Source organism: Mycobacterium sp. NGS49 (assembly GCF_059812565.1).
Window position 1 is genome coordinate 10,750 of the sequence record NZ_JCALCX010000040.1, and the last position, 12,469, is coordinate 23,218.

9 protein-coding genes are annotated in these 12,469 nt (G+C 65.4%); 5 read left to right on the forward strand and 4 right to left on the reverse strand.

The features are described 5' to 3' along the window. Window positions 1-155: 155 nt before the first annotated feature. Window positions 156-3,293 (forward strand): isoleucine--tRNA ligase, encoded by a 3,138-nt coding sequence (gene ileS, locus AC5Y7D_RS27250; RefSeq protein WP_499928994.1) that lies wholly within the window; start codon window positions 156-158, stop codon window positions 3,291-3,293. A gap of 50 nt (window positions 3,294-3,343) precedes the next feature. Here the strand turns inward: ileS and AC5Y7D_RS27255 are convergent, their stop codons facing one another. Then, complete coding sequence (locus AC5Y7D_RS27255) at window positions 3,344-4,873, reverse strand: PE family protein (RefSeq protein ID WP_499928996.1); 1,530 nt, start codon at window positions 4,871-4,873, stop codon at window positions 3,344-3,346. A 274-nt stretch (window positions 4,874-5,147) separates the two neighbouring features. Here AC5Y7D_RS27255 and AC5Y7D_RS27260 point away from each other — a divergent pair, with 274 nt between their 5' ends. Next, complete coding sequence (locus AC5Y7D_RS27260; RefSeq protein ID WP_499928998.1) at window positions 5,148-6,563, forward strand: DNA polymerase IV; 1,416 nt, start codon at window positions 5,148-5,150, stop codon at window positions 6,561-6,563. On the opposite strand, the gene AC5Y7D_RS27265 is transcribed toward AC5Y7D_RS27260, so the two are convergent. Next, window positions 6,528-7,466 (reverse strand): asparaginase domain-containing protein, encoded by a 939-nt coding sequence (locus tag AC5Y7D_RS27265; RefSeq protein ID WP_499929000.1) that lies wholly within the window; start codon window positions 7,464-7,466, stop codon window positions 6,528-6,530. The two genes, AC5Y7D_RS27260 and AC5Y7D_RS27265, sit on opposite strands and share 36 nt — an antisense overlap. Window positions 7,467-7,765: 299 nt before the next feature. Here AC5Y7D_RS27265 and lspA point away from each other — a divergent pair, with 299 nt between their 5' ends. Together lspA and AC5Y7D_RS27275 are read left to right on the forward strand one after the other, a co-directional pair. Further along, window positions 7,766-8,356, forward strand: a complete 591-nt coding sequence (gene lspA / locus AC5Y7D_RS27270; RefSeq protein ID WP_499929002.1) for a signal peptidase II — start codon at window positions 7,766-7,768, stop codon at window positions 8,354-8,356. Continuing rightward, on the forward strand, window positions 8,349-9,275 hold the full coding sequence (locus AC5Y7D_RS27275; protein WP_499929004.1) for an RluA family pseudouridine synthase: 927 nt from the start codon (window positions 8,349-8,351) through the stop codon (window positions 9,273-9,275). The genes lspA and AC5Y7D_RS27275 overlap by 8 nt, the downstream gene beginning before the upstream one ends. A gap of 52 nt (window positions 9,276-9,327) precedes the next feature. Here the strand turns inward: AC5Y7D_RS27275 and AC5Y7D_RS27280 are convergent, their stop codons facing one another. Both AC5Y7D_RS27280 and AC5Y7D_RS27285 read right to left on the reverse strand, forming a co-directional pair. Then, the gene (locus AC5Y7D_RS27280) at window positions 9,328-10,086 is read right to left on the reverse strand and encodes a class I SAM-dependent methyltransferase (protein WP_499929006.1); all 759 of its coding nucleotides are present in this window, start codon (window positions 10,084-10,086) and stop codon (window positions 9,328-9,330) included. Between the two features lie 349 nt (window positions 10,087-10,435). Further along, the gene (locus tag AC5Y7D_RS27285; protein ID WP_499929008.1) at window positions 10,436-11,071 is read right to left on the reverse strand and encodes an MliC family protein; all 636 of its coding nucleotides are present in this window, start codon (window positions 11,069-11,071) and stop codon (window positions 10,436-10,438) included. Between the two features lie 380 nt (window positions 11,072-11,451). On the opposite strand from AC5Y7D_RS27285, the gene AC5Y7D_RS27290 reads away from it, so the two are divergent. Next, complete coding sequence (locus AC5Y7D_RS27290) at window positions 11,452-12,468, forward strand: SDR family NAD(P)-dependent oxidoreductase (RefSeq protein ID WP_499929010.1); 1,017 nt, start codon at window positions 11,452-11,454, stop codon at window positions 12,466-12,468. The last annotated feature ends 1 nt before the right edge of the window (window position 12,469 follow it).

The window sequence follows — 12,469 nt, forward strand, 5'->3', positions numbered from 1 at the left end:
ACAGCTGCGAAGCCCAGTAAAACCGAACGGGTGGGCCCGTCACAGCCCTAAATAAGTGGCCGTGCGTGAGTGCGGCAAGCGGGGTGGTACCGCGGCGCTTGCGCTTCCAGCGCGTCGTCGTCCCCGTGCCTTGTGATTTATGGCACAGGAGACGAATGACCGACAGCGCCTATCCACGCATTGCCCTGGGCGCCGACCCGCGCGGCGGCACCCCACATTTTCCCGCGCTCGAGCTGGACGTTCTCGACTACTGGTTTCGCGACGACACGTTCCGAGCCAGTATCGCCCGGCGGGATGGCGGGCCGGAGTATGTGTTCTACGACGGGCCTCCGTTTGCCAATGGGCTGCCGCATTACGGGCATCTGCTGACCGGATACGTCAAAGACATCGTGCCGCGGTACCGCACCATGCGAGGGAACAAGGTAGAGCGCCGATTCGGTTGGGACACACACGGTTTGCCCGCTGAGCTGGAGGTTGAGCGGCAACTGGGTATCACCGACAAGTCCCAGATCGACTCGATGGGCATCGCGGCTTTCAACGACGCGTGCCGTGCATCGGTACTGCGTTACACCGACGAATGGCAGCAATATGTGACCCGCCAGGCGCGCTGGGTCGACTTCGACCACGACTACAAAACACTCGATCTCAGCTACATGGAGTCGGTGGTCTGGGCGTTTAAACAGCTGTGGGACAAGGGCTTGGCCTATGAGGGTTACCGGGTGCTGCCGTACTGCTGGCGCGACGAGACGCCGCTGTCCAATCACGAACTCCGGATGGACGACGACGTCTACCAGAGCCGTCAGGACCCGGCTCTCACCGTCGGTCTCAGGGTCGTCGGCGGCGAACTCGACGGCGCTCACCTGCTGATCTGGACCACGACGCCGTGGACTCTGCCGTCGAACCTGGCCGTGGCGGTGAATCCCGAGGTGAGCTATGTCCAGGTCCAATCCGGTGATCGGCGTTTTGTTCTGGCCGAGGCGCGGTTGGCCGCGTACGCCCGCGAACTCGGCGACGAGCCCGAGGTACTCGGAACCTACCGCGGCGCGGAGCTGTTGGGCACCCGGTATCTGCCGCCGTTCGCTTATTTCATGGACTCGCCCGAGGCCTTCCAAGTGCTGTCAGGCGATTTCGTCACCACCGAAGACGGCACCGGGCTGGTGCACATGGCGCCGGCCTACGGCGAGGACGACATGGCGACCACCGACCCCGTCGGCATCGTGCCGGTCACCCCGGTCGACGCCAGAGGCCGCTTCGACGCAACGGTCCCGGACTACCAGGGACAGCACGTCTTCGATGCCAACTCGCAGATCATCCGCGATCTGAAGAACCAGCAAGGCCCGGCCGGAGCCAACGGCGCAGTCCTGTTGCGTCACGAGACGTACGAACACGCGTACCCGCACTGCTGGCGCTGCCGCAACCCGCTGATCTACCGCGCGGTGTCATCGTGGTTCGTGCGGGTCACCGAGTTCCGCGATCGCATGGTGGAACTGAACCAGCAGATCACCTGGTATCCCGAGCATGTCAAGGACGGTCAGTTCGGCAAGTGGCTGCAGGGTGCCCGCGACTGGTCGATCTCACGAAACCGCTACTGGGGCACGCCGATTCCGGTGTGGAAGTCCGACAACCCGGACTACCCTCGAATCGACGTGTACGGCAGCCTGGACGAGCTGGAACGCGACTTCGGTGTGCGCCCGGACAACCTGCACCGCCCCTACATCGACGAGCTCACCCGGCCCAACCCCGACGATCCGACCGGCGCCAGCACGATGCGCCGGATCCCCGATGTGCTCGACGTGTGGTTCGATTCGGGTTCGATGCCGTACGCGCAGGTGCACTACCCGTTCGAGAACCGGGATTGGTTCGACGGCCACTATCCGGGTGACTTCATCGTCGAATACATCGGCCAGACCCGCGGCTGGTTCTACACACTGCACGTGCTGGCCACCGCCTTGTTCGACCGGCCCTCGTTCAAAACCTGCGTCGCACACGGCATCGTGCTGGGGTCGGACGGCCAGAAGATGAGCAAGTCGCTGCGTAACTACCCCGACGTGACCGAGGTGTTTGATCGCGACGGCTCAGACGCCATGCGCTGGTTCCTGATGGCCTCGCCGATTCTGCGCGGCGGCAACCTGATCGTCACCGAACAAGGTATCCGCGACGGCGTGCGCCAAGTGCTGCTGCCGTTCTGGAACGCCTACACCTTCCTGGCCTTGTATGCGCCGAAAGTTGGTGTTTGGCGGGCGGATTCGGCGCATGTGCTGGATCGTTACATCCTCGCTAAGCTCGCGGTGCTGCGCGACGACCTGACCGTGTCGCTGGACAACTGCGACATCTCCGTTGCCTGCGAACAGCTGCGGCAGTTCACCGAGGCGCTGACAAATTGGTATGTGCGACGATCGCGTTCGCGGTTCTGGGTGGAAGAAGCCGACGCTATCGACACGCTGCACACAGTGCTGGAAGTGACCGCGCGGCTGGCCGCCCCGCTGCTGCCGCTGACCACTGAGATGATCTGGCGCGGGCTGACCGGCGGACGCTCGGTGCACCTGACGGATTGGCCGCAGTCCGGCGAACTGCCCGCCGATCCCGGTCTGGTGGCCGCCATGGACCAGGTGCGGGACGTGTGTTCGGCGGCATCATCTCTGCGGAAGGCAAAGAAGCTCAGGGTCCGGTTGCCGCTGCCGAAATTGACTGTGGCGGTGGAAGATCCGGCGCAGCTGCAGTCGTTCACCGAGCTGATCGCCGACGAGCTCAACGTCAAGCGGGTCGCGCTCACCAACGCGATCGACACGTACGGCCGATTTGAGCTCACCGTCAACGCGCGCGTCGCCGGCCCGCGGCTGGGCAAGGATGTGCAGGCGGCCATCAAAGCGGTGAAGGCAGGGGAGGGGGTGCTGAACCCGGACGGCACCCTGACGGCCGGTCCGGCGGTGTTGCAGCCTGATGAGTACAGCTCGCGATTGGTGGCGGCTGACCCGGAATTCACCGCCGCGCTGCCCGGCGGCGCGGGACTTGTGGTGCTCGACGGAACAGTGACCCCGGAACTGGAGGCCGAGGGCTGGGCAAAGGACCGCATCCGCGAATTGCAGGAGCTGCGCAAGTCAACAGGGCTCGAGGTGTCCGATCGCATTGCGGTGGTGATGTCGGTGCCCGAACAGCGAGCTCAGTGGGCGCTGACGCACCGCGACCTCATCGCGGGCGAGATCCTGGCTACCAGCTTCGAATTCGGTGAACCGGCGGACGGGGTAGATATCGGCGACGGTGTGCGGGTGGCGATTTCGTGCGCCGCGCGCTAGGCGTGGGGCGAAGCACCTGGGGCCGCGCCAGCCGGACCGCGACCGCGCCGCTAGAGCAGGCCGCTTAGCAAAGGCGACGTGGTCGGCGACCCCGGTACGGTCATAGCAGGCAGCAACTGCGGCAGACCTGGCAACGCCGGCAGACTGGGCAGCGTCGGCAAGCCCAGCCCACCTATGCCGCGCAGCACCGACCCCAGGTCCGGCAACGCGGGCAGTCCGGGCAACAGGTCGCCCAGCGACGGCAGACCCGGTACGAACGGCAGACCAGGCAGCACTACCTGTGGCGTGGGGAGAAGGGGACTGGGTAGTGGCGCTGCGCCGATTGCTTCCGCCAGTCGCTGCGGCGCGTACAGCAGAAGTCCAGGCAGGATCCCGCCCGTCGGCGTGCCGCCGAGCGGGACGGACACCAGCGGCGGCGTTGTCAACAGCGGATTGACAATGAGAGTGTTCACCGACAGCGGAGTGAGAATCCCTCCGACCGGGATGCTTGCGGTAGCCGGTACGGTGACCGAACCCACGCCGCCGACGATCGGCAAGCTGACCCCCGGCAGGCCCAGGCTCAGCATGACCTGACCGTTCAAGAAGCCATTCGTGACGACCGCGGGCGCGGTGAGCACCGCAACCGCGGCACCGAAGGCGTCGCCACTGCGCACCGCGCTACTGAAAGCCGACGCAACCGAGGCAAGTGCACTTCCGGTGGTGATGGGCGAACCGATGGCGTCAATTCCCAGCGCAATCGGTAGACCGAAGAATGCGGCACCAACTTGCAGCGGGTCGAGGTTCGCCCCGATCGAGTAAGAGAAGTCGGTGAGGGTAGCAAACACGTTGAACGCATTCTGTCCGATTCGACCCGGTATCGCGGCGATGGGCGCGAGGTCGGCCAGAATCTGGCTGGCAGCGAACCCGGCGCTGAGGTGTTGGCCCGCGGTCGCCAAGGACGTCGCAATCGTGTTTCCGTAACTGACCTGGTTGGCGATGAATTGGCGCAAGAAGGGGAATGGGTTGGCGGCCAAACCATTGCCGAGACTTTGCAGATTGTTGATCGTGTTGGTCACCAGCGCCTGGTAGGGCCCAGTGATGGCGGCCAGGCTCGGGGGAGTTGCGCCGGGTGCGGGCGCAAATATGCCAGGCAGTAACGACGGAAGGGATGGCAGACCGAGACCCCCCAGTAGTCCGCCGTTGCTGAACAATCCGCCGACCCCGCTCAACAGGCCACCCGGATTGCCCAATCCGCCGGTGAGTCCGTCCAGAATCGACGCCGCCGGGGCGGCGGCCGCTGTACTTGCCAGTAATTGTTCGGCTATCGCGGCTTCGGAGCCCAGGTAAGCGCCGGCGGCGGCGCCGAGAGCCCGGACGAACTCTGCATGGAATGCCTGCGTCCGCGCGCTGATGGCCTGATATTGGGCTCCCAGCTCGTCAAATAACGCGGCGACGGCGTTCGACACTTCATCTGCGGCGGCCGGGGCGATATTAGTGGTCAACCCGGCAACGGAATGGGACGCATCAGAGATCGCGGCGCGGATGCCCGCCAAATCCTCGGCTGCGACCTGTACCCACTCTGGCGTAATGACAACCGACATAGTTATCTCCCCGACCCTGGTGCGGTATACGCGGTATCCCGGTAAGGCGGGAATCGGCCGAGTTAGCCGTTATTAAACATGCGTGAAATCTAATGTTTTTGTTGTCGACATAAACTCTGAAGGGCAGTGGATGTCCAAAAGGCAGGCACCCGAGCAATAGTCCGCAGGAGACCCAGCACCTGCATGTCCGTTGACGAACGAACCCGTCGACGTCGCCCTGGGGCGGCATGGCCGCAACGCGCCGCAGTGAAAGTTGGCAATAGCATCGATGACCGTGGAGTCCCGTTGGGTGCTGCACCTGGACATGGACGCGTTTTTCGCTTCTGTGGAACAACTCACCCGGCCGACCCTGCGGGGACGTCCGGTGCTGGTGGGCGGCCTGGGCGGACGCGGGGTGGTGGCCGGAGCCAGCTACGAATCGCGGATCTTCGGCGCCCGTTCAGCCATGCCGATGCACCAGGCCCGCCGGTTGGTGGGGATGAGTGCTGTGGTGTTGCCGCCGCGCGGCATGGTCTACGGAATCGCGAGCCGGCGGGTCTTCGACACCGTGCGCGGCTTGGTTCCCATCGTCGAGCAACTGTCGTTCGATGAGGCGTTCGGGGAGCCTTCGCAGCTTGCCGGCGCCTCGGTCGCCGAGGCGGAGGCGTTCTGCGAATTGCTGCGGCAGCGGGTACGCGACGAAACCGGTCTGATCGCCTCCGTCGGCGCGGGATCGGGAAAACAGATCGCCAAGATCGCCTCCGGACTGGCCAAGCCCGACGGTGTTCGAGTAGTCCGCCGCGACGAGGAGCGGCAGCTGCTGAACGGATTGCCGGTACGACGTTTGTGGGGGATCGGTCCGGTCGCGGAGGAGAAACTCCACAGACTCGGCATCGAAACCGTTGGGCAACTGGCCGCCCTGACCGAGCCGGAAGTGGCCAATATCCTGGGTGCAACAATCGGACCCGCGCTGCATCGGTTGGCCCACGGAATCGACGACCGCCCCGTTGCCGAACGCGCTGAAGCCAAACAGATCAGCGCCGAGTCCACCTTTGCCGCCGACTTGACCACCCTGGACCAGCTGCGGGAGGCGATCGAGCCGATCGCCGAGCACGCACATCGGCGGCTACTCAAGGACGGCCGCGGCGCTCGCACGGTGACGGTGAAGCTGAAGAAGTCCGACATGAGTACGCTGACCCGTTCGACGACGCTGCCCTACGCGACGGCCGAAGCGAGTGCCCTGACAGCGGTGGCCCGCCGATTGCTGCTCGATCCGCTGCAAATCGGACCTATTCGCCTTCTCGGCGTTGGGTTTTCCGGTCTCAGCGACGTCCGCCAGGAGTCGCTATTTCCCGAGTTGGACCTGTCGCCGGAGACCGAAGCGCACCAAGATTTCGAGACGATGCGAGCGGCGCTGCTGACCGGACAGGACGGTACGCCGTGGCGGATCGGCGATGACGTGACCCATCGCGAATTCGGCCATGGTTGGGTGCAGGGCGCGGGCCACGGTGTGGTCACCGTCAGGTTCGAGACTCGCAGTACGGGACCGGGGCCGGCGCGCACCTTCCCCGTCGTCGATAACGACATCACCGCGGCCAACCCGGCCGACAGCCTGGACTGGCCTGACTACATCGGTGAACTGCGCAGGCACGAACCGGATTCGGTGCCGCCGCCGTCAACCCCAGCGGCGGACGACGTCGTCAACGGGTAGCCCCGCCGTCAGCGCCGCCATCACCAGCACTCGAGCCTGCGACGGGGCCAGCTGCGGCACTATCACCGCTCCCGCCTCAACCAAGTCGTGCCCGGGGCCGTATCCCGCGCTGACGCGGCCTCTGGGCACACGTGTGGACACGGCGACCACCAGGCCTTCGCGGCACAGGCGACGAACGCCGTCGACCACAGCGGCCCCGGCGTTGCCGGATCCCAGCGCTTCAAGGATCACCCCTCGCGCGCCGGCCGCCGCGAAAGCGTCCAGTGCCACCGCATCGCTGCCCAGGTATGCCGCGGCGATGTCGACCCTCGGTGCCGTCCCGGCGATCAACTCGCCGAGGAACGGCCGCACCTTGGGCCCAGTCAGGCTCACGCCGCCGGCCACGGTCCCGAGCAGATGTCCGGCAAAACCGCTCAGGTCCTGGGTAGCCGCCTTACGCAGACCCAACGGCTGCAAGACGCGACCGGCAAAACACACGACCACCCCCAGGCCATGGGCATCCCGGCTGGCCGCCAGGGTGAGCGCGTCGCGCAGGTTGGCCGGGCCGTCCGCGTCGGCAGCGTCCGCGCTGCGCATCGCCCCGGTCAGCACCACCGGCAGGCTGCCGGCGTAGCCGAGTTCGAGCCACAACGCCGTTTCCTCCATAGTGTCGGTGCCGTGGGCGACGACGATTCCCGTAGCGCCGTCGTCGATGGCAGTGAGTACTGCGGCGCGGATCCGGTCCCAGTCGGTGGTGACCAGTTCAGAACTGTCGACAGCCATCAGATCGACCACTTCGACGTCGAACGCCCGCCGGAGACCTGCGGTCAGTTGCGCCCCGCTGTGGGTGGGCCGGCGCACACCGTCGGCGCCGGTCGTTGTCGAGATCGTCCCTCCGGTGGTGATGACGGTGATGCGGTTCATGAGGGGATCATTGCGCACTGCCGCAATTCGCATCCGCCGGCGAGGTCACGTCACCACTTGCGTGTGGGTGTCGACCCGCGGCGCGCGGCCTCTGCCGCGCTTGCGATCGCCACGGGTTGTAATGGTGTCGACCCGCGGCGCGCGGCCTCTGCCGCGCTTGCGATCGCCACGGGTTGTATGGTGTCGACCCGCGGCGCGCGGCCTCTGCCGCGCTTGCGATCGCCACGGGTTGTATGGTGTCGACCCGCGGCGCGCGGCCTCTGCCGCGCTTGCGATCGCCACTAGTGGATGATGGTGGGGTGCCCGACGAACCAACAGGATCCGTCGATCCGCTGACTTCACCCGTTGAGGCCACCACATCGCAAGGCCCACCCAGGCGCCTGCGGCTACTCCTGTCGGTGGCGGCCGTCGTGCTCGCGCTGGACATCATCACCAAGGTTCTGGCAGTCAAACTGCTGCCGCCCGGTCAGCCGGTATCCATCATCGGCGACACCGTGACGTGGACGTTGGTGCGTAACTCCGGCGCCGCGTTCTCGATGGCGACCGGATACACCTGGGTGCTCACCCTGATCGCGACCGGCGTCGTCGTCGGCATCTTCTGGATGGGACGACGGCTGGTATCACCGTGGTGGGCCTTGGGGCTGGGCATGATCCTGGGCGGCGCGATGGGCAACCTGGTCGATCGCTTCTTCCGAGCGCCGGGCCCGCTGCGCGGACATGTGGTCGACTTCCTTTCAGTCGGATGGTGGCCGGTATTCAACGTCGCCGACCCGTCAGTGGTGGGGGGCGCCATCCTGCTCGTCATTCTCTCGATCTTCGGTTTCGATTTCGATACGGTGGGCCGGCGAAAGTCCAATGGGGACAACGAAGATCAGGACCCCATTGACTGATCGTTCGATGACTGTCCCGGACGGGCTGGCAGGTATGCGCGTCGACGCCGGTCTGGCCCGTCTGCTGGGACTGTCCCGCAGTGCCGCAGCAGCCATCGCCGAAGACGGCGGTGTCGAACTCGACGGTGTGACGGCGGGTAAGTCCGACCGTCTGAACGCCGGCGCATGGTTGCAGGTACGACTGCCGGAACCGCCGAAACCGCCGGAGAACACGCCAGTAGACATCGAGGGCATGACGATCCTGTACTCCGACGAGGACATCGTCGCGGTCGACAAACCCGCGGCGGTGGCGGCACACGCTTCGGTCGGCTGGACCGGGCCGACGGTGCTGGGCGGCCTGGCGGCAGCAGGCTACCGGATCACCACGTCCGGGGTGCACGAGCGTCAGGGCATCGTGCATCGCCTGGACGTCGGTACCTCCGGCGTGATGGTGGTGGCGATCTCTGAACGCGCCTATACCGCGCTCAAACGGGCATTCAAGCAGCGCACCGTGGAAAAGCGTTACCACGCTCTGGTGCAAGGCCATCCGGACCCGTCCAGCGGAACCATCGAGGCACCGATCGGCCGCCATCCCGGTCCGGAGTGGAAGTTCGCGGTGACCCGGGACGGCCGGCACAGCGTCACCCATTACGACACGATGGAGGCGTTCGTCGCCGCCAGCTTGCTCGACGTGCACCTGGAAACCGGTCGCACCCATCAGATTCGGGTGCATTTCTCCGCACTGCACCATCCCTGCTGCGGTGACCTCGTCTACGGCGCAGACCCTAAGCTCGCGAAAAGGCTTGGATTAGACCGTCAATGGTTGCACGCGCGATCGCTGGCCTTCGCGCACCCGGCCGACGGTCGTCGGATTGAGATCGTCAGCCCCTACCCGGCCGATCTTCAGCACGCACTGGACGTGTTACGCGCCGAAGGCTGACGGCGCGTGCTGCGCGAGGGCGCCGGCTGCGCGATCCGGTGCCGATGGGGTATCACTTACACTTGCGCGCCTCCACAAGGACCCGCGCCGCATGAGCGACGAACGGTCCGTCAGCTTCGATGCGTTGGTGAAGTTCGCGTAACCGCCCGCGGTAGCGCTCGACGGTGAACCCGGGCACGGCCCAGATCACCTTGCGCAAGAAGTACACGATCGCGCCGATGTCGAAGAACTCCTGGCGTAACCGCTCCATTCGCATGTGGACAATCTGCAATCCGGCGGCTTCTGCCTGCGTCCGTTCGTATGTCGGTTCGCGACGCGACCACGCCTGCGGCTGGGGCCCGATGAAGAATTCGACCAACTCGGAGACGGTGCCAGGACCGATGTGCTGCGCGAAATATGTTCCACCGGGCCGCAATACCCGCGCGATCTCAGACCACGGCACGGTGTTGGGGTGCCGGCTGATCACCAGGTCGAACGCCTCTGCTGCAAAAGGCAACGTGGTCTCGTCTGGTACGGCCACCACGACGACGCCGCGAGGGTGCAACAGCTGCGTGGCCAGGGCTGCGTTCGGCGGCCACGGTTCCACGGCCACCATGGTCGGCGGGAATTTCGGGGCTCCGGCCAGTATTTCACCGCCGCCGGTCTGGATGTCCAGCGCCGCGGACACTTTCGCCAACCGGCCGCTCATCAACCGCTGATAGCCCCAGGACGGCCGCTGTTCAGTCGCGCGCCCGTCGAGCCAGGCGAAGTCCCAACCGTCAATTGATGCCGAATCCGCCTCGGCCAACAGCTCTTCGAAGGTCCTGCCCATACCCCCATTGTCGTATGCGGCAATTCCGGAAGACCGGCGGGCCGTTCGGCAGGTCATGTCACAACTGGTGTCGGCGTGGCTTCCGACTAACCTGTGTAGGCGCACTCCATCTGTGGCACGTACCGTGCGAATAGATCTCGACGATGTTGCCGAACGTCTTCGCGGTAGCACACGTGAAAACCGATGCCAGGTGCGAACTTCCACACCGAACCGCGTCGTTTACCGCCGCTCTGTGCGATCCGCCTGGCCAGTCCTCCAACAACGGGTCGATCACGCAGAAGTGGAACGTGCCGGTGTTCTTGCCGCGGCGACATCGTCGGGCGCGCTGTCGTTGTGTTCGACTGACCGCTCACTGGGTGCGGCACATGAACTTGGTACCGGCGAGGTCCAGGGCCACCTCGCCCTGGTGCTCCCAGTACTCCGAACCCTGCCGGCCATACCGGGCGCCGCTGCCCGAAGGCTGCAGAAACAGGATGACGCGGACGCCCTTCCAGTCCAGTACTGCGGTCTTCGGGTCGAACTGGTTGTAGAACTGTGCGGTCAGTGTTCCGGCGTCGGCGGGGCAGGTGAAGTTGACGACGGGTGGCGCTACGGTCGCAGGGGCGGCGATGGCCAACTCGACCAGCCGGGTCTGATAGGCCTCCACCACACAGGTCCGGGCCTCGGTGAAATCGGCGCAGCCGTCGCGGGTCGTCGCAAACGCGTTCTGCGCGGTGTTCAGGGTGGTCTGGTCGGCCCCCGGGCGCGCCAGCGCCTGCAGATACGCGGCCTGCAGCCGACGATCCAGTTCCTTCAGCTGCGGGTCGTCGCAGACCAATTGCTGCGCCTTGTTCGCCGGTTTCGCGCAGTCGAATGTCATCGCCGGGGCGGGCGGCGAGGCACTGGTGGTGGTCATCGCGGAGGTGCCCGGCGGCGCCGGGTGAGATCCCCCGTCGCCGCAGGCGCTGACGAACAGAACGGCCAGGATGACGACCACGAGTCTCATACCTGCTGACTACCGGTCACGCGGACGAGCACGGTTGCGACACGCCGTCGTCAGCGCGTCAGACTTTCCGACTTGCTCTCCCCGAAGCCGACATCGAGGTCAGCGGCGTGAGTCGCCCAGGACCTCGGTCACGGCAGGGACGCCCGCCGCGGTCAGTGTGTCACTCAAATGTCCTGCGAACAGGTGGAAGTGATGCGTGGTGATACCTCGTACCTGGCGCACCTGCCATCGGAGAGCCGGTGCACGGCCGGGGGGCGAAGCGGCGGTGCGCCCGAATTATCTGAAGTGCCAATCCTTATATCTATTCACCCGCCAATGTCTTAGGTTGGCTTCATGACTCACTGTCACATCTTCCACACCACCATCAGGAGCAACTGCCGATGAACCTTGGTGACCTTACGAACCTGGTCGAAAAGCCCTTCGCGGCAGTGTCGAACATCATCAACACCCCTAACTCCGCGGGGCGGTACCGGCCGTTTTATCTGAGGAACCTGCTCGACGCGGTGCAGGGCCGCAAGCTCAGCGACGCGGTCAACGGTAAAACCGTCCTGATCACCGGCGGGTCGTCAGGCATCGGGGAGGCGGCCGCGCACAGGATCGCCGAGGCCGGCGGCACCGTGGTGCTGGTGGCGCGCACCCTCGAGAACCTGGAAAAGGTCGCCGACGACATTCGAGCCGAAGGCGGCACGGCACACGTCTATCCGTGTGACCTGTCCGATCTGGACGCGATCGCTGAGATGGCCGATAAGGTACTGAAGGATCTGGGTGGCGTGGACATCCTGATCAACAACGCCGGACGCTCGATCCGGCGCTCACTCGCGCTGTCCTACGACCGGATCCACGACTATCAGCGCACCATCCAGCTGAACTACCTGGGTGCTGTCCAGCTGATCCTGAAATTCATCCCTGGCATGCGTGAGCGCGGCTTCGGGCACATCGTCAACGTGTCGTCGGTGGGTGTGCAGACCCGCGCGCCGCGTTTCGGTGCCTACATCGCCAGCAAGGCCGCGCTGGACAGCTTGTGTGACGCGCTGCAAGCCGAAACCGTCAGCGACAACGTCCGATTCACCACCGTGCACATGGCTTTGGTGCGAACGCCGATGATCAGCCCGACCACGATGTACGACAGTTTTCCGACTCTGACCCCCGACCAGGCGGCCGGGGTCATCACCGACGCCCTGATCCATCGTCCGCGGCGGGCGAGTTCGCCGTTCGGGCAGTTCGCCGCCCTCGCAGATGCCGTCAACCCGGCAGTGATGGACCGAGTGCGCAATCGGGCATTCGGCATGTTCGATGACTCCTCAGCGGCCAAAGGCAGCGAAAAAGCCGGTGAGTCAGCAGATCTCGACAAGCGAAGTGAAACCTTCCTGCAGGCGACCCGGGGAATACATTGGTGAC